The sequence below is a fragment of the Exiguobacterium sp. 17-1 genome (genome assembly GCF_023096305.1).
In the GTDB taxonomy this organism is placed as follows: domain Bacteria; phylum Bacillota; class Bacilli; order Exiguobacteriales; family Exiguobacteriaceae; genus Exiguobacterium_A; species Exiguobacterium_A sibiricum_A.
This window is the reverse complement of the sequence record NZ_JALIGJ010000002.1, coordinates 24,552-50,160: the sequence shown is the minus strand read 5'-3', so window position 1 is coordinate 50,160 and position 25,609 is coordinate 24,552. Positions and strand designations below refer to the sequence as shown.

Here is a 25,609-nt window from a genome sequence, read left to right as displayed (position 1 = left end):
GAAGGTGAATTCCGTGCAATCGCAGGACTTAAACACGATGATGCTCGAATATGTCAATGATAAGGAAGACTATGATGCCTTTGCCGATAAATTAAAAGTCTTATTATCGGAATTGCTCGATGCAGCCGGCATCAAATACCATTCGATTGTCGCCCGGACGAAAGAGTCCGACAGCCTGTACCAAAAAGTATTACGCCAACCGAACAAATACCAATCGCTCCGGGATGTCCACGATTTAACCGGAATCCGGATCGTGACCTATTTTCACGATGATGTCCGGGAAGCTGCCCGGATCATCGAAAATGAATTTTCAATCGATCGGGATCAATCCGTCGATAAATCGACGTTACTCGATACGACCGAGTTCGGCTATCTTTCGGTCCACTTCGTTGCCGCGTTGAATGAACAGCGGCTCGCCCTCAGCGAATACGGCCGATTCAAGGATCATACCGCGGAAATCCAGATTCGTTCGATCCTGCAACATGCCTGGGCCGAAATCGAACACGATTTAGGGTATAAAAATCCGAACAGCGTGCCGGCGGAAGTCCGCCGCAGTTTCAGCCGCGTCGCCGGACTGCTCGAAATCGCCGATCAGGAATTCGTGAACATCAAAAAACAACTGAAACAATTCGAAGACGAGACGGTCCAACAAATTTTATCGGATCCTCATAAAGTTCGGATTACATCGGACAACTTAAACTATTTCATTGATCACTCTGCCGTCATCAACGATCTCGACAAACAACTTGTCACGTCCCAGATGATGCTCGATTCCGATCAGCAATTGATCAATGAACTGATCCGGATGTTCCATTACGTGGATATCCGGAATTATGGAGAATTGATTGAAGCCGTCGCCATCCATAGTCCGCTCGCCCTGAAGTGTGCACAAGTCATGCCAAACCCGTTCCTGCCACGCCAAGGAATCGGGATCGCCTACATCTGTATGGCCGTGACGATTGCCGGGAATGATCCGCACCGGATCGACTACTTCTTCCGCCGGTTCTATCCGGAACTCCGGAACGTCGAAGACATCATCAAACAAGTCCAACCGTTAAGTAAACAGATGATTCAAGAGAAAAATATTGATTAAACTAAAATTTTTCACTATACTAAATCTCGGAAGAAGAAACTACGGTATGGAAAGAGTGAAACTATGGCAACTACATTAGAAGTAGCAAATCGCGATCAGTTGATCGTCGATACAGAAAAAGGCTTACGCATGAACTACCGCGCTATCAAAAAAGATGTGCGGAGTATGTTCACGACTTACTTGACACGAAACGAATTCTTTATCCTGAAGTCGCTTTGCACAAGCAGTCCTCAAATCGCATCGGCTTTATCCAACGAATTTCAGTTTTCAGCGAGTATGATTACGGCACTGGCCGATGAGTTGACGAAAAAAGGCTTGATTTCACGCGAGCGGAGCGAACTCGATCGTCGTGTCGTTGAACTCCGGGCAACGGAAGAAGGCATCGAATTATACGGGAAGCTCGAAGCGATGAAGATGGAATACCTGTCTGACGTCTTCGCTGACTTTTCGGATGCCGAACTGGATACGTTCCGGACACTCTTGACGAAACTCGAACAACAAAATTAATCTCGTTCCCTTCAGCCCAATTGGTTGAAGGGTTTTTGTATCGATTCCAAATGCGAGGAGTGATTTCAGATGACAGCTTCCATGACGCTTGAGACCACGCGGTTACGGATTCAAGGCGCCGTTAATCCATCCAGGCAAGACGAATATAGATTTGAGTTGTTTCGTTCAGACGACGAAACACTGCTCGGAACGATTATAGTCTCAGCCCTTCATCGCCCGGACGTCCGGACGGCACACATCCATTGCCAGATCAATCCGCTGTTTTTACGACGGGGCTATGCCGCGGAAGCACTTCCTGCTGTGCTGGTGCTTGCCTTCAAGAGACTTGATTTTCAACAGATTGAAGCTTCAATCAATCCGGATAACGAACCGGCCCTGGCTGTCGCCTCTCGGCTCGGTCTGCAGTTTCGCTACAGCATCTTACCGGATGAACAGTCGCGTCATCCCCTGACCTTCGTCTATCATCTATCAGACAAAGTATCTCCCGAGGTGAATTTCGACCTTGCTGCCGTCTCGCGTCTCCGTCAAGCGAAACAGTATCATGCGGCGAAGGCCTTGGTCGCTTCTTATCTGCAGCAGGCACCGGACGATCCGTTGATTCATTACCAGATGGCATGGTGTCACGACAACCTGGGTGAAGAAGCTGCTGCTGTCCCTTATTACGTTACCGCTATCGCACGCGGTCTGACCGCTCCCGACTTGCAGGAAGCCTATGTCGGGCTCGGCAGTACGTACCGTGCCCTCGGGCGATACGAGGATGCGTATCAAACTCTATCGGAGGGACTCGCCCGCTTTCCGCAACACGCTGCCTTACAGACTTTTTTAGCATTGACGTTACATAATCTTGGCCGCTCGTCCGAAGCGTTGGAACGATTGGTCAACACGCTTGTCGAGACGACGGAGAATCCTGAAATCCGCGCTTATGCCAACGCCCTGCGTTTTTATGCGTCCCGCGTCGATGAGACGTGGGATGGTGAATGAACCAAAAAAGCCGTGTCCTTAGCCGATTTGTTCGGTCAAGGACACGGCTTTTGATGTGGTACGGCTACTAAAGGTCGATCCCGACGCTCAAGAACGGTCGAACGTTTCATACCAATCCGGTACTGCACGCTCAAATCGTTGATGGGCGGATATCACGCGTTCCAGCCGACACCGCATTTGGTCGGCTTCTTCCGGTGCATGACGGTTCGTCCAGACGACCGAAGAAAAACAGCTCATCGCCAGATAGACGCTGTACACGTCCCAAAACTGCTCCGGGACATCTCCTTCAAAATAGCCGTCGACTTGACCGACGGCAAACGGAATGCTCTCTTCAACCTGAAACAATCCCATTTTGACGAAATCATGCCACGGATCACCGATATCATGATTTGAAAAATCAATCATTCCGATGAGGTGCTCCCCGTCCGTAATCAGATTGGCGAGATGAATATCATCGTGTTGCCAACGGTTCGGCCGGTCCGCAATCCATCCGATGTTTCGCTCGATAAAGGACAAGATGGCCTGATCGCCGGCCAACGGTATCGCTTCCTGCTGGTACAGTGCGACGTACCGGTTGTGTTTTACGCGACACCGGTACGCCCACGTTGTTGTCGGCGGCACTTCATAACGATGAATCCGGTTTAACACCCGGCCCGTCTCCCGACCGAGTCTGTACTCGATGTCTCGACCGAGCGGTAAACGATTTCGAATCGTCGAACCGGTCAGGAAACGATAACGGCTGTAACAGACGTCTGCTGACGAAATCCGGTTCAAATTGAGCGGTTCCGGGACCGGCAGTCCGTCTTGATGCAGTTGTCGCAAGAGCTCAAACTCCCGCTTTTTCCGCGCAAATAACCCCAGCGGAGCGGTATGAATGATTGATAATCCACTTTCGTCACGCGCCGTGTATTTCGGTGAATCGGTATAGCGCGTCGCAAGACGGCTCCAGTCGGTCAAGGGCCGGAGCTCCGGTTCCGCTTGCAAGAGCTGTAACCAGACATCCATCCACGTCCCTCCTCTCCTTTACGATACTAAAAACAGCAGGGAACAATCCCTGCTGTTACGATTCGGATGGTTGTCCGGGAATATAGGCGGAAATGATGCTCAACAGATCCGCATAGGCTTGTTCAAAGTCGATGTTTTCAATCATATAATCGTAATGATCGCGCTCTTTCCAGGCATCGGCATAGTCGACGAGCCGTGCCTCGAACTCCGGCGTATCGCCCCGCATCAGCAACCGTTCCTTCATCAAATCCGGCGGAACGGATACGAAAATCGTGATGACGTGATCGGCAAACAACGTTTTGAACGCTGCCGCCCCTTTCGGATCAATATCTTTGATGACAATTCCATCGGTCGCAAGAATTTCTTCATACGCCTGGCGTGGTGTCCCGTACCAGGCCCGGTGGACATGGGCATATTCAATGAATCCGTTCTCCTGAATCAGTTGTTGGAACGTTTTGACGTCAACGAAATGATAACTTTCCCCGTCGTGTTCCGTCGGACGTTTCGGTCGTGTCGTCACGGACGGAATAAAGCGGACCCGTTCATATTCCTGGCGTAATCGTTTGATCAAGGAAGATTTCCCGCTGCCCGATCCACCAATCAACAGAATGATTTTACCTGACATCGTTTTCCTCCTTTTGTTGTTGCACCGTCATGAAATAGCTCGAAAAGCGAAGTGCAAATTGTTCCAGTTCACTGTCTTCGATCACACCATAAATCGGGCGGATGACGACGAGATACCGGTCATACGTTAAAATCCGGGACACGTCATTTCGGGTCATCTGAACATTTTTTTCGGGATAACTTGCGACGTAATACCAATCAACGGCAATACGTGTCGGTGTCGGACTGGAATAAATCCAGGTTTGGTTCGAACGATTGTGCTCGAGCGTGCTGGTACGGGAAAACCGTTGTACCATCTTTAATTCGGTTTTTGCGTTGCGGAGTCCTGCCTGAAAATCATCCGGTCGTGTCACTGATTCCTCGACCTGTTTCGGTTTTGGTTCCGGCAGACTGGCAAAACCAATCTGCAGACCGATGACGAGTGCGACCAATGACGCTAAAATGATGAACAGATGCTCCTTCCGCATGACGCTACCTCCTTATGGGATGGATAGACTTTTCTGAAATACTTGTGGATCGTTGACGATGACGGCGTCGATTCCGAGCTCGATCATCCGTCTGACATCCGCAGCCGTTTTCGGCGTATAGACCCGGACCTCGATCCCGGCCTGATGAGCAAGGACGACATCTTCCCTTGTCACCCGGCGGTAATCCGGATGGATTGCCTTGGCTCCGAGCAGGATCGCTTGCTGCTCCGGATGATACAACGGATACGGATAGAGAATCGCGGTTTCGATCGACGGATCAAGTTCCCGGACGGTCGCGACCGAATAGTGATTAAACGAGCTGAGAATCAGTCGTTCACCGGCAATGCCGTGTGCCCGGCACCGTTCAAGCGTGTACGCTTCGATGCCGGGATACCGGATCGTATCCGTCTTCAGCTCGATATTGAGTAAAAGATCGGTCGGCGCAAGTAATTCGAGGACTTCGTCTAGCGTCGGAATCGTCGTTTGCATCGGTCCGCCGTTCCCTTTGAACCGCGCTCCAGCATTCAGACGCTTCAGTTCAGCGAGTGTCAAATCGACGACCCGTCCCGTTCCGTCCGTCGTCCGGTTCACCGTCTCGTCATGAATGATGACCCCGACACCGTCGCGCGAAAAATGAACATCGAATTCAATGCCGTCGACATACGGGATCGCCGCTTCAATCGCTTCGAGCGTATTTTCCGGAAACCGATCACTCGCTCCGCGATGGGCGAACCACTTCATCATAATGCTTCGACGACCCGTGTATATTTCGCAGTCAGGTAATCGATTAACGGTTGGACGGAAATCGATTGTCCGGTCGCCGCTTGAATCAATTCCGCCGGTGTCTTCGCTTTTCCGTGCTGATGGATGTTGACGTTCAGCCATTCTTTGATTGGTACCAGTGTCCCGTCGGCAATCAGTTGATCAACATGCGCGACGTCACGGCGCAACGCTTCGTTCAGCTGAGCACTGTAGACGAGTCCGAGCGCATAACTTGGGAAATAACCGAACGATCCGCCGGACCAGTGGACATCCTGCAGGACACCTTTTGCGTTCGTCGGAACATCGACTCCGAGGTATTCCTTATAAAGACGGTTCCATTCCGCAGGCAAGTCTTTGACTTCGAGTTCGCCTGTAATCAAACGTTTTTCGAGCTCATAACGGATGATGATATGCAGTGCATACGTCAGTTCGTCCGCTTCGATCCGGATCAGTGACGGTTTGACTTCGTTGACAGCAGCATAAAACGTCTCAAACGGAACATCCGTCAAAGAAGGAATCGCTCGTTGCAGACCGGCATAGCGGGCCGACAGGAAGCCTTGGTTGCGGCCGATGAAGTTCTCAAAGAACAACGATTGCGATTCATGAATGCCCATCGAAGCTCCTTCACCGAGTCCGAGCGTATCGAGCTCCGGAGCGATGCCTTGCTCATACGTCGCGTGTCCGGCTTCATGCATCGTTCCGAAAACGGAATTGCGGTAATCATTTTCATCGTACTTCGTCGTGACACGGGCATCTTTCCGGTTGATCGTCGTCTGGAACGGATGAACGGTCTCATCGAGTCGCCCGGCCGTAAAGTCATAACCGATGTCCTGTAACCATTCGTGATTCAATCGAATCTGTGTTTCGCGGTCGGCTGACCAGTCGAGTGTCGGGAATGTTTTTCCGTCGAGCTGTTTTAACAATGTGATGATCGCTTGACGGAGTTCCGCAAACAACGGATCAAGTTCCGCGACCGTCATGCCCGGCTCGTAATCATGGAGTAACGCATCGTACGGATGGTTGTCATACCCCCAGTACTCAACGAACTTCCGTTCCATCGCGACGATTTTTTCCAAGTATGGTGCAAACAAGTCCCAATCATCCGCATCCTTCGCCTTTTCCCAAACACTTTCCGCTTCTGAAATCAAGGTGATGAACGTCTGGTATTCCGCTTCCGGAATCTTCGAGTCGCGGTCATATGCTTGTTTCGCTTTCGCGTATGAGACCGCTTCGACGCCTGTCAACGTCTCTTGGCCCATCGCTTCGAGTAACGTCTGATACGCTGTCCCCGTCCGGCGGCGGAAACTTTCCGTCGACAGGAATCCGATTGATTTCGAACGGTTGTCGGCCGATTGTTCCGGCATGTATGTCCGCATGTCCCAATAAAGTAACGCGACGGCTTCGTCGTATGCCCGAAGCGCCTCAAAATGGTCACGCCATTGTTGTAAAGTAGTCATTAAAATGCCCCCTTGAGCTAAGTAGTTGCCTTACGATTTCAGCATATCACAAAATGTTCAAAACTTTCACACAGGAGTCGTTTTATGAAACCATCCCCGCTTAAACGTCGTATAATATAAAAGAAGAGAAAGGAAGTGGCATGTGTGAAGACAGATTCCGAACTGGCTTGTGCCATCCGGATGACGGAGACTCCGGAAGGTTACACGGTAACGTCGCATCCGGACGAACTGGAGTGGATTGGAACAGGCCGCAGCGCCTTTGTATTTCGCATCACCGGAACCGACCGGGTCATCAAAAAGTTTTTCCCGTCGCACCGACATCTTGCAGCAATCGAAGGATCGATTTATGAACAATTGGATTCGTTTGCGACGTACGCCAAACAGTATGAATATGGTCCAGACTACCTTGTCATCGAATACATCGAAGGACAGACGTTGTTCGAATGTTTGATCAGTGGCACGCTCATTACGGACGATGTCATCCAAACCGTCGATCAGGCTTTAGCAGAAGCCCGCTCGGTCGGCTTGAACCCATCCGACATTCACTTACGAAACATCTTGTTGACGCCGACCGGCACGCGAATCATTGATGTCGCACGGTTCCGGCAGACGGATCCGTGTACGCAGTGGGATGACTTAAAACGTGCCTATCAGTATTTTTATGCGAAACCGTACTTCCCGAAACGTTTTTCCGAATCCTTCCTGAACACGATCGCAGACGTCTACAAGGGACGTTTGTTTGAGTCGATGCGAAAGACAGGGTAAACCAAAACGACCGACAATCCAGTGACTGTCGGTCGTTGTTTTACATATAACTTCAATATTTTAACTGAAATGGAGTGATTTTCAAATGAAGCGTTGGCAAAAAATCGGGCTGTGGATTGGTGGATCCGTACTCACCTTGTTCATCGTCTTACCCCTGCTGTCTCCGGTCGTATTTTCGAATGAGACGGAGAGCGGTGCCATCCGGCATTATCTGTATGAAGCGGGTCATCCGTACCAAAGTTACAGCGCCATCCTCGATAAACGAATGCTCGATCCGGAATACGGCCGGATGTATGATGTCGTGTGGTACGACTATGACAGTGAAACCGGCATGACCCCGACGATCTGTTACAGCAAAAAAACAGCACAACAGTATAGCGTCAGTTGCGGAACGGGTCCTTGAAGGATCCGTTTTTTTTTGAACATTTTTCTTTTTTTACCTGTTATGACAGCTGACGGTTTGGAAGGACTACAATCGCCCGTGCCTGTATGAAATTATTTTATACACAGATTACGGAAATTGAAATAAAATTAACGGACTCGTTTCGCTCGGCAGAGGCTTGCAAGTAACGTCAAGACAACCAGCACCGCCGTTTTTTGAATTCCTCGTTTCATCGTCCAGTCTCCCCTTTTTAAAGAATCGCGTTCGCAATCAGCAAGTCAATTTTACGGACATCGACCTTTTTGTTGAGATTGATTTTGATCGTTCCGGCCCGTGTAAACAGTTGGACTTCCGAATTGATGTCAAACATCCCACCGGCGTTTTCCGTCGAATACATATTGATTGATTTGTAAGGAATCGAATAAACTTCGACCTTCTTACCCGTCAATCCTTGCGCGTCCCGAATGATCAACCGGTGTGTCGTAAAAATCGCTACGTCCCGGATCGTCTTATAGGCGGACAACGCTTCTTCGCCTTGAATCAATAATCCTTGCACGTCATGTGGGATGTCACACTCAGAGACAAAGGTCCATGCGAGTTGGCTCAGTGGATTGCTCATCAAAAATCGCCTGCTTTCTGCTTTTAATTTTGCTTACCTGTCTAGGATAGCTGATTTCCCTGTCTGTACCAAGCCACGTAAAATTATCCGGCTTCACTCGCGAAAATGGAGTCGAAACAAAATCATGCCAGCGAGCAGGACCGACCGTGTCTCAAGATCGGGGACATCAAACGTCAGCAGGTGCCGTTTCCGGTGGCTTGTCGCAATCGTTGTCTTGTCGCGTCTCACTTCAATTCGTCGGGATAACCTAGGCGACCGGATCTGATACGTCTCATCTCGGTACGTCATCCGTAATACTTCGGAAAATTCGACGGCATGCCGGACCGTATTTTCGGTTTGGATGTCCCCGACGGTTTCGCCGCCTTCTTCGATCGTCCATTCGGTCTGATTGCTCCACCACCGTTTACCCGCTTTTTCCTCGAACCGGAGTTCGCGCTGCGAAAAATCAAAATCGATATTCAGAAAAAAATTTTCCACTTTCGGAAAAGCGACGAACCAGCGGTGCCAGGCCTGCTTAAACGTCCGGCGGTAGGAACCGATGATCGTCTCCGCTCGGTAAAGCTGTTTGATGCCTGTCGATTGCCGGTCACTGAGACGCGACGTGTAACCGGTTCCGCTTCCGCTTCCGTTGAATGCCGTATCTTGTTTTTGCTGCCACCGTTCCACCCAAAAAAGCAACAGTGCTGCCGAGAGAAAAACGAAGACACTCCCCCACTCCGTTAAGCGGAAGATGTCAAAATACAGTCCCCGCGCCGTCAGAGCAACGACACCGAGCATAAACATGCCGATAAAATACACCATTATCCTGCTCCTTTTTCTGATACGACCTCATGTTCAGCCTTCTGACTTTATGCTAATCGAAGGAATCTGACGCGGCAACTTTTTTCCTTTCTTCTTCCACAAAAAGAATTTTAACATCCATTTTTTAGTTAAAATGCAGGAGGTGTAACCGATTGGTCGAAATAAATACAATAGAAGTTTTTCATCCCCACCGTTCACATTTTGCAAGGAGGTCGATCCATGTTATTCCTATTGCTCGTTAAAGCATCAGACCGTTCAGAAGCCGGCCTTTTTCCGGATCCATCACTCCAGGAAGCGATGGCCGCCTTTAACCGTGACCTGGTCGAAGCCGGTGTCCGGGTCATGGCGAAAGGACTTCATCCGACACGGGAAGCCCTCCGGTTTTCGTTTCGCCGCCCCGACGAGGAGCCGGACGTCACATCCGGACCGTTTGAGCCGCCAATAGACCATTTGGCAGGATTCATTTTGATTGAGGTGGCGTCAAAAGACGAAGCAGTGGCCTGGGCAAGACGTATGCCGGATCCGCAAGGTCACGGTGAAGGACAAATCGAGTTGCGCCAAGTATTTGAATCAAGGGAAATGAATTGATGCTCAGTTATAAAAACAGTACGAAGGTTATTAAGGACAGTCAGACTGTCACCGCGATTCTCTCGGTCGGAGCGACCGAGCAGTTCGGACCGTATTTGCCGATGCATCTTGATACATTGATTGCCGAGCGCCAGGCCGCTGTTTTCGGTGAACGGTTAAACGCCTATGTCTTACCGACGCTTCCGTTTAACACATCCGAAGAACATGCCAATCAAATCGGGACCGTCACCGTCAGCCCGACGGTGTTATCGATGATGCTCGAAGAAATCATCGTCAATCTGCACCGGCAAGGGTTTACTCAATTCATCCTCTGCAACGGGCACGGTGGCGCTTACTGGGAGTCGGCTTTCGTCAAACAGATTAACTTTAAATATCCGGAGCTCGTCGTCATCACGACGCACCGCTACCGGGCATTCGAGGAGGCTTTGCATGCCGCGGGACTCGACGGATTAAACGAACGGCACGGCGGTCTGTTGTCCGTCGCAACCGGGATGTGGCTTTGTCCGGATCTCGTTGACCTGCAACCGATGGGCGGGGACGTTCCGCTGTCCCATTATCCGGTCGCCGATTATGTCTTTTGGGATCAACTGACGACGGACGGTTGTTGGGGATGCTTTGAACCCGGTGTCTATTCGCCGGACGAACTGGCAACGATCGGCGAGACATTTTGGACGACCTTTACTGAAAAACGGGCGGAACACTTGAAAGAAACACTCACGACGGCGGTCCGCCTGCGAAACCTGCCGGGAAGAAATGAGGACTGATGATGAACGAAACGATTCGGACACACGACGATCTTTTGCAGATGCTTGACGCTTTACTCCGGGAACCAACCGCCTTTTGGGACGGATTTTATGCCGACCGGACGAAACGGATCCCCTTTTTCGTCGACAAACCGGACGAGAATCTGGTCCGCTACGTCGAACAACTGGAGATTCCGGTGAACCGGGTGCTCGAACTAGGAAGCGGTCCCGGACGAAATGCCTTGTATCTCGCGGAACACGGTAGTCAGGTCGACGCAATCGATCTTGCACAGACTTCGGTCGACTGGGCCAATGAACGGGCACGGGAGCGGCAACTCGACATTTCGTTCCGCCAAGGAAACCTTTTTGAATTGCCGTTCGAACAGGGCGCCTATGATTTTGTTTATGATTCCGGTTGTTTCCACCATATCGCCCCGCACCGCAGACACGACTATATCCGCGTCGTTTCGGATGCCCTGCGGCCGGGCGGCTGTTTTGCTTTGACCTGTTTCGTCGAAGGCGGACAGTACGGCGGATCCGACATGACGGACTGGGATGTCTACCGGCAACGAAGTCTAAACGGCGGTCTCGGCTTCACTGAAGAGAAACTGCGGTCGATTTTCGAACCGTTCGAGGTTCTTGATATCCGCTTGATGCAGGAAGCGGCTCCGACCGATTCCGTCTTCGGACTGTCCGGACTGTGGACGGCCCTGTTCCGAAAAAAATGACCAGATAAGCAAAAACCGGTGTCCCCTTCAGCATTTGGAGGAGGTACCGGTTTTGATCTGTTTTGTCACTTCGTTACAGCTTTTAAATCGATTTAAACGAGCTCCCGTAAATCGTCAATGATCACATCTGCCTGTGCCAGTTCCGCTTCGTTTGAAAAATCGAACCGGCAAACGATAGCGGGTAATCGGTTGACCTTGGCTGCCTGGAAATCGGAAATCCGGTCTCCGACGACGACCACTTCCGTTAACTGATGCTCGGACAGGATGTAGGCGACAAGATCACTTTTTTGCAACGAAACGACGTCTTCAATGCTGTAGACACCATCGAGCCAGCGAGTTAGCCCATACTGTCGGACGATGGCCGTTAAATAGACTTTCCAGCCATTGCTTGCGATATAGAGCGGATGCCCTGTTTCTTTTAAAACCTGAAGTGTCGCTTGCGCTCCGGAATACAAGGCACCTTGCCCTTGTTCGATGTGACGGATCAATGCGTCTTGAAATATTCGGTCAACGAGTGCCCGTTCCTCGTCCGAATGCCCCGGCAGTAAGGTTTGCCAAACTTCCGGTAACGACACTCCCATGATCGTCTGATACCCAGCCAGCGGTGTTTCCCCGGTCCAGCGACCATTCATGCGTAAGAAGTCGAATGCATCTTCTAACGCATGACCAAGAATCCGGTTCGTTTGAAATAACGTGCCATCCATATCAAAGATATACGCCTGTTTCATATTGATGTCCTCCTTGCATATTAAGAGACGACTCCCGTCAGTTTTCTCAAATTGTTAAACACTTTCTTCAGACTGCATACTCATTTATCTGATTTGCGGGTAAAGATACTTAACGGGACAGGTCGTGTTGCACTAGAAAAAAAGGAGATGAACCATCATGATGGTGCTCATCGTGGTCGCCTTAGCCGTCATCAGTATCGTTCTGTTTGTCCTCTATAATAACCATAACAAAATCGTTTAGACGTAACTCGCGAGACTGCGATCACTTCAAATCCCCCATCCTGTTGACGATCTATCTAATCAACGGGATGGGGTTCTTTTAGTCACGCTTCATTCAGTAAATCATGGTGCACACGGGCTAGGGCTAGCGGTTGGAACAACAGCTCTTTCGTCCTGATTTGATGTTGCAACATATCGACTTCCATCCATGCTGCCGCGTACTGATCCTGATTGACCAATCCTGTTTCCCGCGCCGTCTCCAACTCATCCGCATCCAAAATCAGGCACTCGCCGGACGGCAACAAAACCAGATCCAAAAATAAATCGTCCCAGAAAATCCCGGTCGTATCCCGCCCATGTCGAAGACAAATATCGATGTACGATTGAATAACCTGTCCGTGTGCATTGAACATCGTCGTGACGACGTGCTTCTGCCCTGCCGGAAACTGTTGGAGCCAGGAATAACCGTCGCCAACAATCTGAATCTCCTGCTCCGAATAACGAACCAATAACGGATGCGTTACTTCGATAAGATCAAGCCGGGTCACGTATCCCGTAAACGATCTCGTCTCAAGATACCGTTCCCGGTAATGCCGTTTTACGATCCGCTTCCACGATGATCGGGCGGCATATTTACGTTGTGTCATGTTCGACCACCTCATATCCCATCATATCACTTGAAAATTAAGACCTCTTGTCTTTTTTGTAAAAAAATCCCTCTTTTCTCTAGACGTTGTTCCTTCGGGAGCGGTAAGATGAACAAGCATATACTTAGTTGAACTGGAGGCGCTGTTATGTCACATACTCCCCGGATCGCCCTCGTCACCGGTGCAAGCCACCCGCGTGATATCGGCACAGCCATTTGCCGGAAGCTCGCAGCCGAAGGGATGACGATTTGTTTTACATATTGGAAGGCGGATCTCGAATGGATCAAGACGTTCCAAGCAGAACTGGCGGTAAACGGTTTTCAAAGCGAGGCGCTCGAAATTGACCTGTCGGCGCCGAATGCTGCAGAACGTGTGCTTGCGCATACGTGCTCGACTCTCGGCACCCCGTCTGTCCTGATCAACAATGCCGCGCATTCGACACAAACGGATCTCACCACGCTTGACGTCTCGTCGCTCGATGCCCATTACGCCGTCAATGTCCGAAGTACCGTCCTGTTGTCGACGTTGTTCGCGCGGACGTTTGCTGCGGCCGGTTTGTCGGACGGGCGAATCGTCAATTTGACATCCGGTCAGGATCTCGGACCGATGCCGGATGAAATCGCTTACGCGACAACAAAAGGAGCCGTTTCGGCTTTTACGACTTCGTTCGCGTCAGCCGTCGCACCATTCGGCATTACGGTTAATGCCCTTAATCCCGGACCAACCGATTCGACCTGGATGACGGATGACATCCGGACCCACCTGATACCGCAGTTTCCGTTCGGACGGATCGGGACATCGGAGGACGCTGCCCGGACGATTGCGTTTCTTGTCAGTGAAGACGCGGCATGGATCACTGGTCAAGTCATCCATGCCGAAGGCGGATTCGCACGGTAAACGTCCATATTGTCAAAACGATGAAAAAGAAAGGATTGATTTAAATGGGATACATCTCAGAATTACGGCAACTCATCGGCAGTCGTCCGATCATCAGTGTCGGCGCTACCGTCCTTGTGACAAATGACCAGCAGGAAGTTTTGTTCCAACACCGGTCCGATACGCTCGACTGGGGACTACCTGGCGGATCGATGGAACTCGGCGAAACGCTCGAAGAAGTCGCCATCCGTGAACTGCAGGAAGAGACTGGATTACATACAAACCAACTGGAACTGATCGGTGTCTTCTCTGGTCCTCGCTTTTACTACCAGTACCCGAACGGCGATGAAGTGCACGGTGTCATTCATCTCTATCATGCCCAAAACGTCACGGGGACGCTGGCGATGCTTGACGGGGAAAGTCTTGACCTGGCCTACTTTAGTCAAGCGACGATACCGGAAAGTATTGAAAGCCGGGCCAACGAACTGATGCAGCAACTGGGTGATTCCTTTTGGACACTCGGAAGTTCATTTTAATTTTTTCACTTCAAACGACAACGAGATCTACGCTCTGGTCCAGATGACGGACTGAAGGTAGATCTCGTTTTTAATTCATGTCTTCAGCAAGTCATATTCCCGTTCCGAAACCGGCTCCAGCCAGTCCGGAGTCCCTGCCGTGATGGTGAGGTGCGAAAACCAGCTGTCTGACGTCGCCCCGTGCCAATGTTTGACGCCGTCATGGGTGACGACCGTATCGCCGCTTCGCAACAGACGGGCCGGCTTCCCCATCTCTTGATACCACCCTTCTCCGTCTGTCACGAGTAAGATTTGGTATCCTCCTCGATGAATGTGCCAATGGTTGCGACAGCCCGGTTCGAATGTCACCTGACCGACCGAAATTTCGAGCGTTGGATCATCGACTAACGGTTTCAGGTAACTTTGTCCCGTGAAATACGCCGCAAAGGCTTCATTTTTTTCTCCCCGCTCAAAAGGATGTTCTAAAGTTGTCTTCGATTTTGTCATAATTGTCCTCCCTCTCCTTCATACCACTGCACGGAAACGGAATCGTTTCCGAACGACGCCCGGACATCCTGAAAATGATGGATTTTTCCAATCCGTGTATACGGAACAACCGGTTCAGCCGCTTGGTAAAAGATCACCAGACAGTTATTTTGATACAGCAACACGTCTCCGGCTTCAATCGTCTGAATCGGTTGGGGATTCGCCGGAAACGACTTGTCGAAATAATAGTATTTCTCATTCTGATGTAAATCATCCATCTGAATTGTAAACGGCATTTCTGCAAGTATTGCTTTTGTCGTCGCGTTATCTTCCAGTTGAACGGAAGCAACCTGACCGTTGATCGTGATGTTCATGATAGCACTCTCCTTGATTTCTTGTGTGACTTCGGTCGAAACCGGAACCGCCGGACCGCAACCTGCCAGTCCAAGCGAAAGGAGAACGATGACAGCCCCGACTCGACGCTTCATATCAGTCCTCCGATTCATCGATATAACGGATGATCCGCGCCGGGGTTCCGGCGACAATCGCCAAGTCCGGCACATCTTTCGTCACGGTCGCGTCCGCCGCAACGATTGCATTTTCGCCGATCGTGACACCTGGCAGGATCGTTGCCCCCGCTCCAACCCAGGCATTTCGTTTCAGATGAATCGGTTTGACGGACAGTCCCCGTCGCTTGGACGGACTGACGGGATGATTGACGGTCAACAGCTTCGCAAACGGACCGATCAGCACGTGATCATCGATTTGAATTGAACCGAGATCCGTCAACATGACTCCACGATTGATGAAGATGTCTTTCCCGAGTGAGATATGTCGCCCGAAGTCTGTATAAAACGGGGGTAAGACGACCACACTCTCATCAACGGGCTGACCAATCAGTTCACCCAGCGTCTCGCGAAACTCCATTGGTGACAACAACTGCTGATTCAACCGGTGGAGCAGCCGCTCTCCGTCCCGCTGTACGGCATGAATCTGCTCGAGTAGGGGATCGTCCGCCTCAATCAGTCGATTTTGAATCTGTTGAAAAAGTGATGATGATTCCATCAGCATCACACTTGTTGTTGTGTCGGCCGGATGATTAAGTTACTGATCGAGACACGGTCCGGTGTATCAATGGCATATAGCACGGCTTGGGCGACATCTTCGCTCGTCAATCCCCACTCTTGTTGCGCTTGCCGGAGCGACTCGCCTGTTGCCTGATCTCTGATCGTCGTATACAGTTCCGTTTGGACGGCACCCGGTGAAATAATCGTCGATTTGACATTATTTTCGCGTTGCTCCTGACGTAATCCCTCCATAATCGCCCGGACGGCAAACTTCGTTCCGCAATACACCGCTGATTCCGGATAAACGACATGTCCCGCGACCGAATCTGTCGCAATGATATGCCCGGCCTGTTGCTGTTCCATGATCGGCAGTGTCGCGGCAATTCCGTTCAAGACGCCCATCACGTTGATGTCGAGCATGTTTTTCCAGTCCTCCCGGTGTCCAGCCGCAAGTGGAGCAGTCGGCATGATACCGGCGTTGTTGAAGAGAACATCAATCCGGCCGTAGACTGCTTTTGCTTCCTGTACGACAGCTTCAACTTGATCAAACTCAGTGACGTCCGCCTGTTTGATTTGAATATCCGCCTCGGGATACGCTTTCCGAATGGCTTCTAACCGCTCGAGCCGCCGGGCGGCGAGCATTAATTTGGCTCCGCGTGCTGCGAGCAGACGTGCAGTCGCTTCGCCGATCCCGCTTGACGCGCCCATGATGACAATGACTTTATCTAGTGGTGTGTTCATTTGTATTCCTCCTCTTAGTTGTTGCTTGTCTACAAGGTTACGAGTATTCACACTTCATGTCTAATGCTAATATAAAATCATATACCATAACCAAAACGCATAGGAGGACCCCATGGAAATTCAACAATTAAGATACTTTTTAGCAGTCGTCGAGGAAAAAAACATCACCCGGGCGGCACGGATTCTTCGGATTTCACAGCCCGCTCTGTCCCGTCAGTTGCAACGGTTGGAAGACGAAACCGGTCCGTTGTTCGACCGGACACCAGGAGGCATCGTCCTGACAGAAAGCGGATATTATCTGGCGGAACGGGCGCGTGAACTTGTGACGCTGGCAGATAAAATCGTCACGAACCTCGCGACACAGGAAACATTGCGTGGTGAACTTTACATCGGTGGCGGCGAGACGGAAAGCCTGTTACCGGTCATCCGGTCGTTCAAACAGATGCAGTTGCGGCATCCGGACGTCACGATTCGGATTCACAGCGGGAACGGTCAAGATATCCTCGATAAGCTCGATAAAGGGATTCTTGATTTCGGACTGGTCATTGAGCCGTTTGATGTCAACGCTTATCATCACCTGAAACTTGATCAAACGGATCAATGGGGCATTTTGACACGGCGCGATCATCCGCTTGGTCAACAGGCGACGGTAATGGCAGACGACTTGCGAGACCTTCCGTTAATCGTTTCGGAACAACTCCAAGGAAACCGGACGTTTGCCGAACGGACCGGTTTGGACTGGGACACGGTCCATATCGTCGGAACCTACAACCTGCTGTTTAATGCTTCGCTCCTCGTCAAGGAAGGAATCGGTCATGCCGTGTGTCTCGACCGCATCATCAACACAAGTGGAAGTGAACTCATTTTCGTTCCGCTTGCGCCGGCGCTCACTGCCAACACCTACTTGATTTGGAAAAAACAAGCAGTCCTGTCACGTCCGGCTAAAACACTGCTCGAATGGATGAGCCGTCCGCAAGAGGACACAACCTTTTAACGGACACATCCAAAAAACGACTTTTCGGACAGAACATATCTCTGTCTGAAAAGCCGTTTTGAATTGCATTCATGTTTTCTTCCGTTCAACGATCTTGACTTCATACGGTTTAAGCATCAGCTGACCGCTGATTTCCGTTTGTGTTGCAGACTCAAGCAACGGCTCGAACAGTTCAATCGTTTGCTCGACTTCGGAAAAATTCAGGATGAACCCGTAGTCCGCCTCCTGTCCACGTCGCACTTGAATCGATACTTCTGCCGTATGCGTCGTGTCGAAAGGTGCCTTGATGTTTAACCGATCCGTTAACATCGCATACATGTCACGTTGAAACGTTGCCTCGAGTCGTCCGCCGATATACCAGGCGACACCTTGTCCATACTGATTTTTGGTCACGGCCGGTGTCTGTTGATAAAAGTCATCCGTATAGGTACCAACGACTTTTGCTGAATCGACCTGGATGACCGTCGCATAATCCTGCAGTTCATACTGTTTCCCGTTAAACATCACGTGATTGCGATCGCTCGGATACAGCGTGTCCGTCTCTGCCGGTGTCAGGCCAAAGATCGTCTTCAGTTCATCCGGCCATCCGGCATACGCCAAATCATGTTCATCGACGAGACCGGTCATGTATGTCGTGACCAACGTTCCCCCATGCTCGACAAATCGTTGTAGCCGTTCCAAGGTCGCCGCACTGACCAGATACAGCATCGGCACGATCAACAGTTTGTAAGCATCAAATGGCTGTTCTTTCGTGATGACATCGACCGGGATATCCTGTTCGTAAAAGAAACGGTAGTGCTCCTGCAGCGTTTGCGGATACTGTTTCGTATCGTTTGCGAACCCTTGCGCATCATTTAACGCCCAGTTATTTTCCCAGTCGTAAAGAATCCCGACCTCTGCCGGACGCGTCGTACCGACGACGGCGCCGAGTTGCTCGAGGGTTCGTCCGACTTGGGCGACTTCCTGAAACACCCGGTTCTCTTCCGACCGGTCATGGTCGACGACCGCCCCGTGGAACTTTTCTGACGAGCCGCGGGATTTCCGCCACTGGAAGTACAGCACGCTGTCGGAACCATGGGCAATCATTTGCATCGAGGACAACAGGTGCATGCCCGGGCGTTTGGCTTTGTTGACGGGATGCCAATTGACGGCACTCGGCGTCGATTCCATCAAGAGAAACGATTGCTGCTTCAAACTCCGGAACAAGTCATTGATGAACCCGACCTTCATCGCTAAATTGGCTGTTGTTTCCCAGTCATTGTGCCAGGTCGGATAGGCATCCCAACTAACGACATCGACATTCTTCGCGAATCGACTGTAGTCAAGGGCCTGGAACGGAATCAGATCTTCGGTATCCGCCATGAAATTGGTGGTGACCGGAAGATCCGGTGTCAATTCGCGCAGGGGGACACTTTCTTGTTCAAAAAACGAAATCGTCTGATCGGTCACAAACCGTTTCCAGTCCAGATTCAGACCATGGACCATGCTTTCGCCGATCGGTGACGGCGATTCGATTTGCGACCAATCGTCAAACGTATGACTCCAAAAGGCACTCCACCAGCAAGCATTCAGCGCATCGAGCGTCTCATACTTCACTTTCAGCCAGTCACGAAAAGCTTCCTGACAGAGCGAACAATGGCAGTCGCCGCCGTATTCATTCGAAACATGCCACATCAATAGCGCTGGATGATTCCCGTACCGTTCGGCCAACAAGCGATTGATCCGTTGTGTTTTTTCACGGTACACCGGTGACGTCAGACAGTGGTTATGACGCCCGCCATGAAGCTGTCTGACACGGCATTCGTCGACACGCAGCACTTCCGGGTACGCTTGCGATAACCAGGCCGGACGTGCCCCGCTCGGTGTCGCCAGGATGACCTGTCCGCCGTTCGCATGAATATCGTCGATGATCCGGTCGAGCCACTCGAACGTGAACTGATTTTCGGTCGGCTCGAGCGCACTCCAGGCAAAGATGCCGATGGAATACGTATTCGTATGCGCAAGACGCATCAACCGTAAATCTTCCTGCAGGACGTCCGGTACGTCGAGCCATTGATCCGGATTGTAGTCCCCGCCGTGCAACAGATGTCTGGCTTTCGTCGTATAAATCGTTCGTCTCATTTTTTAAGCCTCTCCCTTAATCCTCTATTTCGTATCTCTTTCTCTCTTACCCTTTTGTTCCCCCGGCCGTTAGCCCGGACACAAAATGTTTTTGCAGCAGGACAAACAGAACTGCGACCGGGATGCTGATCAAAATCGCTCCGGCGGCAAACGTCGTATAGCTTGCGCCCATTGCTTCATTGACGAGATTAAACAGACCAATCGGCAACGTATACGCTTCCTGCGTCCGTAAAATCGTCGAAGCGAGTACGAAATCCCCGAGCGGTCCCGTAAATCCGTTCATCGCGACCACGGCAAGCATCGGACGACAGAGCGGTAAAATAATTTGGATGAAAATCCGCGTGTGACCCGCTCCGTCAAGTTTGGCACTCTCATCGAGATCGACCGGAATTGAATCCATATATCCTTTCATCAAGTAGGTATTCATCGGAATCTGACCGCCGATATACAACAGAATCAGCAGCCAGTGACTGTTCATCATACCGAGCATCTGAGCCAAAACGAACAGGGCAATCAATGCGGAAAACTGCGGAATCATCTGTAACAGCAAAAACAAGGTCAAGGCCTGCTGACGTCCTTTAAAACGGAAGCGCGAAAAGGCATAGGCCGTAAAGGAGACGCTGACGACCGTCCCGAGCATCGTAAAGAGACTGATTTTTAACGAGTTCATATACCATTGACTGTATTGCAGACTTTCTTTTCCGGCAAATAATTCCCGGTAATGATCCAGTGTCGGATTTTTCGGGATGATCGATGTACTGACCAAACTGTTGCCCGGATTAAAACTCGCCCCAATCGTCCACAGGAGCGGATAGATGATACAGGTCGCAACGAACAGCAGAATCAAATAGGTCAGCGTCAGGCGAACCGTCCGTGTCTTGTTTCCAGTGGCCATCTCAATCACGCTCCTTCCTTAAACGCATTCGTTCGTCTGAACTGCCATAAGGCAATGCCGATGACAAAAATCGACAGTAAGATCGTTAACGCGGCCGCTAACGCGTATTGACCGGACTGCATCGTCAATTTATAAATCCAGGAGACGAGGATGTCCGTTCCACCGGCATTGGAACCCGGTACGGACGGTCCGCCGCCGTTAAAGAGATAGATGATATTAAAGTTATTGAAGTTAAACGTAAACTGGGTGATGATGATCGGCGACATCGCAATCAGCACCATCGGCATCGTGATGTGCCGGAACTTTGCGAAAATCGAGGCACCGTCAATCGTTGCCGCTTCATATAAATCTTCCGGAATCGATTGCAGGACACCCGTCGTCACTAAAAAGACATACGGGAACCCGAGCCATCCCTGCATAAAGACGAGCGCGACCCGTGTCCATTTTTCATCGGTCAGCCACGGGACGGGATCGATTCCGAACAGAGACAGGATATCCATGTTGACGGCACCAAAACTGTCATTAAAGAGACCGGCAAAAACAAGAATCGTCACAAATCCCGGTACCGCCCACGGTAGGACAAAAATCGTCCGGATGACCCGTTTGAACCGGACCTCTTTTTGGTTGACGAGGACTGCCATCCAGATACCGAGCGACACTTGTAACGTCGAGGCGACCAAGGTCCAGATAACGGTCCAGGACAACACATCAAAGAACGTCGATCGCCAAATATCAACTGTGAAGATTTGAGCAAAAGTAGAAAATCCGACCCAGTCCGCCAGTTTGGCAGGCGGGGAATGATACAAGTCGTAATTCGTGAACGCCAAGGCAAAACTGAATAAAATCGGAAAGATTACGGCAAAAATCAGCAGAAACAGGGACGGACCACTGACCAGATAGGGATACCCCTGATCGATCAAGTTCCGGTAATCCGATAACAGTGAATCCGGTCGCATGCCTTGATCCCGCTTTTGTCCATTACGATAGGCGTCCCGTAAATTAAACACATAGACTCCCGTTCCGAATAACAAGACGATGATGGCAATGATGCCTTGCGCTAACAGAAAAATCGAGTTGTCGCGAGGGACTTCCGTTCCAAGTGTCACGATTCCCCATAATCCCATATTGAGTAAATCGGCAAACGAAATCCAAAAAGCAATGCTGACTACAAGCAGGAGTCCGCCTTTCATCCATTGCCGGTGATACAATTGGCCAAGTCCTGGAATGATCGATAACATCAATCCAATTTTCCGGTGTTGCACGTCCTTCACCTCTTTACTAGAATCTCCGACTGTCTGGTCGTATCACATGAAGCGTTCTTACTTCGCTCCGTGTTTCGCTTCGATTTGCCCGTCGATCGTCTTGACGGCCTGCTTCATCGCGGCTGCCGGTTCCGCTTTCCCGGTCGCAATCGTTTGAAGGGCGGCATCGACCGGCTTCCAGACTTCATTCATTTCAGGGATGTTAGGTGTCAACTCGGAAAATTTCGATTGTTCGGCTACTGCCTGTGCGGCCGGACTTTTCGTTACGGCCGGATCCTGAGCCAACGCACTGACGGCCGGGACTTCTTTTGTGATTTCAAAACGTTTTTTTGAGTTTTCCGCATTCGTCAGGTAAAGCGCCAGCTTGTTCGCCATTTCCGATTGCTTTGAGTAAGCGCTGACATTATAACTTTTGACACCGATGAAGGAACTCATGTTTTTTCCGTTTTCTAGTTCCGGCAGTTTCGTGATGCCGAAATCAATGCCTGCTTTCGTAAAGGGCTCGACATTCCAGGGACCGGAGATGATGGCGGCTGCCTTCCCTTCCGTAAATAAGGACTCAAGAACGTTGATGCCCTGCTCACCGATGATGCCTGCCGGGAATAATTTTTCCTTATAGAACTTTTGAATATAGGACGCGCCTTCGATGGCTCCGGTATTCGCAAGTCCGACTTCTTTTGTCTGGTATTTCCCTTCATCATCTTGCTTGAAAATATAACCGCCATATCCACTTAAGACACTTTGGGCGTAATAGATTTGATCAAATAAAGCGAGGAATCCGAACGATTGTCCGGTTGTCGTTTTTTTCGATAAGGTGTACCACTCTTCCAGTGTTTTCGGTAACTCCTCTTCTGAGACCAGTTTTTTGTTGTAGTATAAAACCGTTGTTTCCACTGCTTTCGGGACACCGTAGAGTTTTCCTTTCACTTTTTGCGAATCAAGGGCGACATCGGTATAAATCGACTGGACCTCTTTCGGGACATCTATCTCTTTAATGATTCCTTCCGTTACCGCCGTGCCGATCTGATCCCCCGGCATCGTCAACAAATCAGGACCCGTACCGGCCGGACCATCTAGTCGTAAATCCTCGATTTGCTTGGCGTACGGTTTTTCGATGACCTTTACGTCCACATCATTGTCCCGTTCGAATTTTGAAACGATGTCTTTGATTCCTTCGCCTTTTTCAATGTCTTCCCAGACGATCAGCTTCGCTTCTTTGTTTGATGATTGTTCCTTGTTTCCCTGTGCTTCTTCCCCGGGACCACACGCCGCGAGCGAGGCCGTCAATGCCAGACTACTCAGGACAGTCATATATGTAAGGGTTTTCTTCATCTTCTTTTTCCTCCTGTGAGTCATATTCTGAAAAGATTAAAACACTTTTTTGTAAGCGCTTTAATAATCAAAATATAGCACCACAAGAAAACTTTGTAAATAAATTTAGTAAAATATTTTACTAAATTTATTTACAAAGTGCTTTTACGAGTAATCAATTTCGCGCCGATATAGACCGTCTTGACAATGTTTCGTTTCTTTAACACACGTTCCAGTAAAAGTTGAATCGCATTTTGACAAATCTCCTCGAGGTCAATATGGAACGTCGTCAGAGGCGGCGACACATATTTCGAAATACTTGTATCATTGACACTAATCAGACTGACCCGTTTCGGAATCTCAATCTGCTGCTCATTCAAAACTTGTAAACAACCGACCGCAATCGGATCCGCCGCTACATAAAACGCTGTCGGCAACTCTTCCCCGAGTTGTTCGACCGCTTGATTCATTAAGTAATACCCGTTGTCGACCGAAAATCCCCGCCGGCAAAAGATGAAGTCTTCCCGCAACAAGTCACGTTCTTCCATCGTTTGACGAAACGCCCGCTCTCGTCCATCCATCTCTTCCGTGTCCGTATCGAGGTTATGGTACGTGCCGCCGATAAAACCAATCTTTTCGTGACCTTGCTCCACCAGCACTTCAACTGCCTGACGGGTGATTTGCGCAAGATCCGGACGAACCGAATCGTAATGTGCGGGATCCGGTGTAGAGTCGATAAATACGCCATGCGGTGTCAATTCTCTCAAATATTCCAGCTCCCGGTTCATGAATGAACCGACGGCAATGAACCCGTCGATATCCTGCGGGATTTTTTCAATCCCGCCTTCGAGTTTGTAGGTCGTCAATTCAATGTTGTTTTCCCGTGCTTTTTTTTCGACTTCCACCCGCATCGTTTGAAAATAGACATCTTCGAGCTCTTCGTTATCGGTCAGCCAATATAAAAACGCGATGTTCTTCACAAGCGTTTTCAGTGTTTTTTTCCGGTATCCGATTTCTTCTGCCACTTCAAAAATCCGGGCTCTCGTCTCGTCTCCCACTGATAACGTCGGGTCATTATTCAAGACCCGCGATACCGTTGAAATCGAACAGCCCACTTCCTTTGCAATATCTTTGATCGTCGCCATCCTGCATTCTCCTCTTTTTTTGAATTATTTCAAGTAAAAAAATTTAGTAAATTTTTAGATTTAAATACTTTACATATGGTAAATTAAAAGGAAATAATTTTACTGATTTGATTGGTGTATCTGTATTATACCGTTAAAAGGCGTTTAATTTCATAAGAAAAGAGGAGGAAAGACATTGCAGGCCCGTATGAATTCACAAAAAGACCGGTCGACACGATATCGTTTGAACAATGATCGGGGAATGGAAGTCGAGATTGCAAGCAAAGGAGGAAGCATTGAACGTTTGATGGTGCCTGACCGGAATGGTCATTCCGAAGACATTATATTCGACTGTTCTTTGGCAACGGTTCCTGTGATTCCTCCCGGTTTATCCGGCCGGCTGTACGATACGTCGTCCGGTTCCGTTTACGAAACCGATCTGGTATTACACGAGCTTTCATTCACAGCTGAAAAGTGCTCGGCAATACAAGAATCCGGACTTCGTCTGTCGGCGGAAATGGCTGTCGATGGACAAGTGATCGCAATCGACATTCTTTATCTGCTGACTAACAGCAATCAATTGATTCTCCGTTATGCGGCGACGACGAACCAGCCGCTTCGCCTCTCTTTGTCGCTTCCTATTTTCTTTAATTTAAGCGGTAATTTAAAGGACAGTATTACACAACATGATTTAAAGTTTGCCAGTTCTGCTTTCATCCACCCCGTACCGGCGCTGTCGATTAATCCCTGCTTGCAACAGACGAAAGGAACCCCCTTTGATTTTCGGTTAGGTCGTCGTCTGCACCGTTTCTTTTTAGACAAGATGTTTTCACGGTCTCCTGGCGACACCTATTTTTTATTTCATCAACAACCGGTCATCTCTGTTCACGAAGCAGTAAGCGGCCGCTGGATGACAATCGGAACTTCCCAACCCGGCTTTGTTTTCTCTGGAGCAGCGCATCACGCCGAGACTTCCTTCTCCGGTATTTGTTTTGATTCAACCGCTTTCCTTCTGTCATCTCTCATAAACAGTCAAATTCCCTATTTTCACGAGACGACTTATTCGTTCAGCACGACGTATTGATTTCACAACAAGAGGAG

At 49.9% G+C, this 25,609-nt stretch carries 30 protein-coding genes; 12 read left to right on the top strand and 18 right to left on the bottom strand.

From position 1 onward, the window contains the following. Positions 1–13: 13 nt before the first annotated feature. The 3 genes from MUN34_RS05770 (at position 14) to MUN34_RS05760 (ending at position 2,581) form a co-directional block, all read left to right on the top strand. The gene (locus MUN34_RS05770; protein WP_235188839.1) at positions 14–1,093 is read left to right on the top strand and encodes a GTP pyrophosphokinase; all 1,080 of its coding nucleotides are present in this window, start codon (positions 14–16) and stop codon (positions 1,091–1,093) included. A gap of 63 nt (positions 1,094–1,156) precedes the next feature. Continuing rightward, positions 1,157–1,600 carry a MarR family winged helix-turn-helix transcriptional regulator gene (locus MUN34_RS05765; protein ID WP_026828229.1) on the top strand — a complete coding sequence of 148 codons (444 nt, stop codon included), beginning with the start codon at positions 1,157–1,159 and terminating at the stop codon, positions 1,598–1,600. A 69-nt stretch (positions 1,601–1,669) separates the two neighbouring features. Continuing rightward, positions 1,670–2,581 (top strand): tetratricopeptide repeat protein, encoded by a 912-nt coding sequence (locus MUN34_RS05760; protein WP_247857082.1) that lies wholly within the window; start codon positions 1,670–1,672, stop codon positions 2,579–2,581. Positions 2,582–2,668: 87 nt separating this feature from the next. Here the strand turns inward: MUN34_RS05760 and MUN34_RS05755 are convergent, their stop codons facing one another. The 5 genes from MUN34_RS05755 to MUN34_RS05735 are packed head-to-tail and all read right to left on the bottom strand — an operon-like array spanning position 2,669 to position 6,896. After that, the gene (locus MUN34_RS05755; RefSeq protein ID WP_247857081.1) at positions 2,669–3,586 is read right to left on the bottom strand and encodes an aminoglycoside phosphotransferase family protein; all 918 of its coding nucleotides are present in this window, start codon (positions 3,584–3,586) and stop codon (positions 2,669–2,671) included. A 55-nt stretch (positions 3,587–3,641) separates the two neighbouring features. Further along, the gene (locus MUN34_RS05750; RefSeq protein ID WP_247857080.1) at positions 3,642–4,211 is read right to left on the bottom strand and encodes a guanylate kinase; all 570 of its coding nucleotides are present in this window, start codon (positions 4,209–4,211) and stop codon (positions 3,642–3,644) included. Next, positions 4,201–4,677, bottom strand: a complete 477-nt coding sequence (locus MUN34_RS05745) for a hypothetical protein (RefSeq protein WP_247857079.1) — start codon at positions 4,675–4,677, stop codon at positions 4,201–4,203. Before MUN34_RS05745 ends, MUN34_RS05750 begins: the two co-directional genes overlap by 11 nt. A 12-nt stretch (positions 4,678–4,689) precedes the next feature. Then, on the bottom strand, positions 4,690–5,421 hold the full coding sequence (locus tag MUN34_RS05740; RefSeq protein ID WP_247857078.1) for a glycerophosphodiester phosphodiesterase: 732 nt from the start codon (positions 5,419–5,421) through the stop codon (positions 4,690–4,692). Continuing rightward, positions 5,418–6,896, bottom strand: coding sequence for a carboxypeptidase M32 (locus MUN34_RS05735; RefSeq protein WP_247857077.1), 1,479 nt, complete (start codon positions 6,894–6,896; stop codon positions 5,418–5,420). Before MUN34_RS05735 ends, MUN34_RS05740 begins: the two co-directional genes overlap by 4 nt. 144 nt (positions 6,897–7,040) lie before the next feature. Here MUN34_RS05735 and MUN34_RS05730 point away from each other — a divergent pair, with 144 nt between their 5' ends. Together MUN34_RS05730 and MUN34_RS05725 are read left to right on the top strand one after the other, a co-directional pair. Next, positions 7,041–7,661: a serine/threonine protein kinase gene (locus tag MUN34_RS05730; protein WP_247857076.1), complete on the top strand. Its 621-nt coding sequence runs from the start codon at positions 7,041–7,043 to the stop codon at positions 7,659–7,661. A gap of 85 nt (positions 7,662–7,746) precedes the next feature. Next, on the top strand, positions 7,747–8,064 hold the full coding sequence (locus MUN34_RS05725) for a hypothetical protein (RefSeq protein WP_247857075.1): 318 nt from the start codon (positions 7,747–7,749) through the stop codon (positions 8,062–8,064). A 229-nt stretch (positions 8,065–8,293) separates the two neighbouring features. Here the strand turns inward: MUN34_RS05725 and MUN34_RS05720 are convergent, their stop codons facing one another. Both MUN34_RS05720 and MUN34_RS05715 read right to left on the bottom strand, forming a co-directional pair. Continuing rightward, positions 8,294–8,662, bottom strand: coding sequence for a PH domain-containing protein (locus MUN34_RS05720; RefSeq protein ID WP_247857074.1), 369 nt, complete (start codon positions 8,660–8,662; stop codon positions 8,294–8,296). A gap of 93 nt (positions 8,663–8,755) precedes the next feature. Beyond that, the gene (locus tag MUN34_RS05715) at positions 8,756–9,463 is read right to left on the bottom strand and encodes a tubby C-terminal domain-like protein (protein ID WP_247857073.1); all 708 of its coding nucleotides are present in this window, start codon (positions 9,461–9,463) and stop codon (positions 8,756–8,758) included. 219 nt (positions 9,464–9,682) lie between these two features. Here MUN34_RS05715 and MUN34_RS05710 point away from each other — a divergent pair, with 219 nt between their 5' ends. From MUN34_RS05710 to MUN34_RS05700, 3 genes are read left to right on the top strand one after another with little or no spacing between them, the layout of a single operon-like run. After that, on the top strand, positions 9,683–10,051 hold the full coding sequence (locus MUN34_RS05710; protein WP_247857072.1) for a YciI family protein: 369 nt from the start codon (positions 9,683–9,685) through the stop codon (positions 10,049–10,051). Further along, positions 10,051–10,815: a creatininase family protein gene (locus MUN34_RS05705; RefSeq protein ID WP_247857071.1), complete on the top strand. Its 765-nt coding sequence runs from the start codon at positions 10,051–10,053 to the stop codon at positions 10,813–10,815. The genes MUN34_RS05710 and MUN34_RS05705 overlap by 1 nt, the downstream gene beginning before the upstream one ends. 2 nt (positions 10,816–10,817) lie before the next feature. Further along, positions 10,818–11,522: a class I SAM-dependent methyltransferase gene (locus MUN34_RS05700; protein ID WP_247857070.1), complete on the top strand. Its 705-nt coding sequence runs from the start codon at positions 10,818–10,820 to the stop codon at positions 11,520–11,522. 92 nt (positions 11,523–11,614) lie between these two features. Here the strand turns inward: MUN34_RS05700 and MUN34_RS05695 are convergent, their stop codons facing one another. After that, entirely contained in the window at positions 11,615–12,250 is a 636-nt protein-coding gene (locus MUN34_RS05695; RefSeq protein ID WP_247857069.1) for an HAD family hydrolase, read from the bottom strand. Positions 12,251–12,573: 323 nt separating this feature from the next. After that, complete coding sequence (locus MUN34_RS05690) at positions 12,574–13,116, bottom strand: DUF402 domain-containing protein (protein ID WP_247857068.1); 543 nt, start codon at positions 13,114–13,116, stop codon at positions 12,574–12,576. Positions 13,117–13,263: 147 nt separating this feature from the next. Here MUN34_RS05690 and MUN34_RS05685 point away from each other — a divergent pair, with 147 nt between their 5' ends. Both MUN34_RS05685 and MUN34_RS05680 read left to right on the top strand, forming a co-directional pair. Continuing rightward, a complete protein-coding gene (locus MUN34_RS05685; RefSeq protein ID WP_247857067.1) occupies positions 13,264–14,013 on the top strand; it encodes an SDR family oxidoreductase in 750 nt (249 codons plus the stop codon). A gap of 44 nt (positions 14,014–14,057) precedes the next feature. Beyond that, on the top strand, positions 14,058–14,528 hold the full coding sequence (locus MUN34_RS05680; protein WP_012370524.1) for an NUDIX hydrolase: 471 nt from the start codon (positions 14,058–14,060) through the stop codon (positions 14,526–14,528). 75 nt (positions 14,529–14,603) lie between these two features. On the opposite strand, the gene MUN34_RS05675 is transcribed toward MUN34_RS05680, so the two are convergent. The 4 genes from MUN34_RS05675 to MUN34_RS05660 are packed head-to-tail and all read right to left on the bottom strand — an operon-like array spanning position 14,604 to position 16,801. Then, positions 14,604–15,014, bottom strand: a complete 411-nt coding sequence (locus MUN34_RS05675) for a cupin domain-containing protein (RefSeq protein WP_247857066.1) — start codon at positions 15,012–15,014, stop codon at positions 14,604–14,606. Next, on the bottom strand, positions 15,011–15,481 hold the full coding sequence (locus MUN34_RS05670) for a cyclophilin-like fold protein (protein ID WP_247857065.1): 471 nt from the start codon (positions 15,479–15,481) through the stop codon (positions 15,011–15,013). The genes MUN34_RS05675 and MUN34_RS05670 overlap by 4 nt, the downstream gene beginning before the upstream one ends. A 1-nt stretch (position 15,482) precedes the next feature. Next, positions 15,483–16,058 (bottom strand): sugar O-acetyltransferase, encoded by a 576-nt coding sequence (locus MUN34_RS05665; RefSeq protein ID WP_247857064.1) that lies wholly within the window; start codon positions 16,056–16,058, stop codon positions 15,483–15,485. Positions 16,059–16,063: 5 nt separating this feature from the next. Next, positions 16,064–16,801, bottom strand: a complete 738-nt coding sequence (locus tag MUN34_RS05660; RefSeq protein ID WP_247857063.1) for an SDR family oxidoreductase — start codon at positions 16,799–16,801, stop codon at positions 16,064–16,066. 112 nt (positions 16,802–16,913) lie between these two features. Between MUN34_RS05660 and MUN34_RS05655 the strand changes: the two genes are divergently transcribed. Next, positions 16,914–17,795, top strand: a complete 882-nt coding sequence (locus MUN34_RS05655) for a LysR family transcriptional regulator (RefSeq protein ID WP_247857062.1) — start codon at positions 16,914–16,916, stop codon at positions 17,793–17,795. 69 nt (positions 17,796–17,864) lie between these two features. Here the strand turns inward: MUN34_RS05655 and MUN34_RS05650 are convergent, their stop codons facing one another. The 5 genes from MUN34_RS05650 to MUN34_RS05630 form a co-directional block, all read right to left on the bottom strand. Then, positions 17,865–19,916, bottom strand: coding sequence for a beta-galactosidase (locus MUN34_RS05650; RefSeq protein ID WP_282104331.1), 2,052 nt, complete (start codon positions 19,914–19,916; stop codon positions 17,865–17,867). 46 nt (positions 19,917–19,962) lie between these two features. Beyond that, a complete protein-coding gene (gene ganQ / locus MUN34_RS05645; RefSeq protein ID WP_247857061.1) occupies positions 19,963–20,811 on the bottom strand; it encodes a galactooligosaccharide ABC transporter permease GanQ in 849 nt (282 codons plus the stop codon). A gap of 5 nt (positions 20,812–20,816) precedes the next feature. Next, complete coding sequence (gene ganP / locus MUN34_RS05640) at positions 20,817–22,073, bottom strand: galactooligosaccharide ABC transporter permease GanP (RefSeq protein ID WP_247857060.1); 1,257 nt, start codon at positions 22,071–22,073, stop codon at positions 20,817–20,819. Positions 22,074–22,130: 57 nt separating this feature from the next. Further along, positions 22,131–23,405, bottom strand: coding sequence for a galactooligosaccharide ABC transporter substrate-binding protein GanS (ganS, locus tag MUN34_RS05635; RefSeq protein WP_247857059.1), 1,275 nt, complete (start codon positions 23,403–23,405; stop codon positions 22,131–22,133). Positions 23,406–23,536: 131 nt separating this feature from the next. Then, positions 23,537–24,529: a LacI family DNA-binding transcriptional regulator gene (locus MUN34_RS05630; protein ID WP_247857058.1), complete on the bottom strand. Its 993-nt coding sequence runs from the start codon at positions 24,527–24,529 to the stop codon at positions 23,537–23,539. Between the two features lie 175 nt (positions 24,530–24,704). Between MUN34_RS05630 and MUN34_RS05625 the strand changes: the two genes are divergently transcribed. Then, a complete protein-coding gene (locus tag MUN34_RS05625) occupies positions 24,705–25,592 on the top strand; it encodes an aldose epimerase family protein (protein WP_247857057.1) in 888 nt (295 codons plus the stop codon). Positions 25,593–25,609: the final 17 nt, after the last annotated feature.

Excerpts from the sequence above, each read along its gene's own strand:
- MUN34_RS05765 (WP_026828229.1), top strand. The coding sequence starts at position 1,157 with ATGGCAACTACATTAGAAGTAGCAAATCGCGATCAGTTGATCGTCGAT.
- MUN34_RS05760 (WP_247857082.1), top strand. The coding sequence starts at position 1,670 with ATGACAGCTTCCATGACGCTTGAGACCACGCGGTTACGGATTCAAGGC.
- MUN34_RS05755 (WP_247857081.1), bottom strand. The coding sequence starts at position 3,586 with ATGGATGTCTGGTTACAGCTCTTGCAAGCGGAACCGGAGCTCCGGCCC.
- MUN34_RS05750 (WP_247857080.1), bottom strand. The coding sequence starts at position 4,211 with ATGTCAGGTAAAATCATTCTGTTGATTGGTGGATCGGGCAGCGGGAAA.
- MUN34_RS05745 (WP_247857079.1), bottom strand. The coding sequence starts at position 4,677 with ATGCGGAAGGAGCATCTGTTCATCATTTTAGCGTCATTGGTCGCACTC.
- MUN34_RS05740 (WP_247857078.1), bottom strand. The coding sequence starts at position 5,421 with ATGATGAAGTGGTTCGCCCATCGCGGAGCGAGTGATCGGTTTCCGGAA.
- MUN34_RS05735 (WP_247857077.1), bottom strand. The coding sequence starts at position 6,896 with ATGACTACTTTACAACAATGGCGTGACCATTTTGAGGCGCTTCGGGCA.
- MUN34_RS05725 (WP_247857075.1), top strand. The coding sequence starts at position 7,747 with ATGAAGCGTTGGCAAAAAATCGGGCTGTGGATTGGTGGATCCGTACTC.
- MUN34_RS05720 (WP_247857074.1), bottom strand. The coding sequence starts at position 8,662 with ATGAGCAATCCACTGAGCCAACTCGCATGGACCTTTGTCTCTGAGTGT.
- MUN34_RS05715 (WP_247857073.1), bottom strand. The coding sequence starts at position 9,463 with ATGGTGTATTTTATCGGCATGTTTATGCTCGGTGTCGTTGCTCTGACG.
- MUN34_RS05710 (WP_247857072.1), top strand. The coding sequence starts at position 9,683 with ATGTTATTCCTATTGCTCGTTAAAGCATCAGACCGTTCAGAAGCCGGC.
- MUN34_RS05705 (WP_247857071.1), top strand. The coding sequence starts at position 10,051 with ATGCTCAGTTATAAAAACAGTACGAAGGTTATTAAGGACAGTCAGACT.
- MUN34_RS05700 (WP_247857070.1), top strand. The coding sequence starts at position 10,818 with ATGAACGAAACGATTCGGACACACGACGATCTTTTGCAGATGCTTGAC.
- MUN34_RS05695 (WP_247857069.1), bottom strand. The coding sequence starts at position 12,250 with ATGAAACAGGCGTATATCTTTGATATGGATGGCACGTTATTTCAAACG.
- MUN34_RS05690 (WP_247857068.1), bottom strand. The coding sequence starts at position 13,116 with ATGACACAACGTAAATATGCCGCCCGATCATCGTGGAAGCGGATCGTA.
- MUN34_RS05685 (WP_247857067.1), top strand. The coding sequence starts at position 13,264 with ATGTCACATACTCCCCGGATCGCCCTCGTCACCGGTGCAAGCCACCCG.
- MUN34_RS05680 (WP_012370524.1), top strand. The coding sequence starts at position 14,058 with ATGGGATACATCTCAGAATTACGGCAACTCATCGGCAGTCGTCCGATC.
- MUN34_RS05675 (WP_247857066.1), bottom strand. The coding sequence starts at position 15,014 with ATGACAAAATCGAAGACAACTTTAGAACATCCTTTTGAGCGGGGAGAA.
- MUN34_RS05670 (WP_247857065.1), bottom strand. The coding sequence starts at position 15,481 with ATGAAGCGTCGAGTCGGGGCTGTCATCGTTCTCCTTTCGCTTGGACTG.
- MUN34_RS05665 (WP_247857064.1), bottom strand. The coding sequence starts at position 16,058 with ATGGAATCATCATCACTTTTTCAACAGATTCAAAATCGACTGATTGAG.
- MUN34_RS05660 (WP_247857063.1), bottom strand. The coding sequence starts at position 16,801 with ATGAACACACCACTAGATAAAGTCATTGTCATCATGGGCGCGTCAAGC.
- MUN34_RS05655 (WP_247857062.1), top strand. The coding sequence starts at position 16,914 with ATGGAAATTCAACAATTAAGATACTTTTTAGCAGTCGTCGAGGAAAAA.
- MUN34_RS05650 (WP_282104331.1), bottom strand. The coding sequence starts at position 19,916 with ATGAGACGAACGATTTATACGACGAAAGCCAGACATCTGTTGCACGGC.
- ganQ (WP_247857061.1), bottom strand. The coding sequence starts at position 20,811 with ATGGCCACTGGAAACAAGACACGGACGGTTCGCCTGACGCTGACCTAT.
- ganS (WP_247857059.1), bottom strand. The coding sequence starts at position 23,405 with ATGAAGAAAACCCTTACATATATGACTGTCCTGAGTAGTCTGGCATTG.
- MUN34_RS05630 (WP_247857058.1), bottom strand. The coding sequence starts at position 24,529 with ATGGCGACGATCAAAGATATTGCAAAGGAAGTGGGCTGTTCGATTTCA.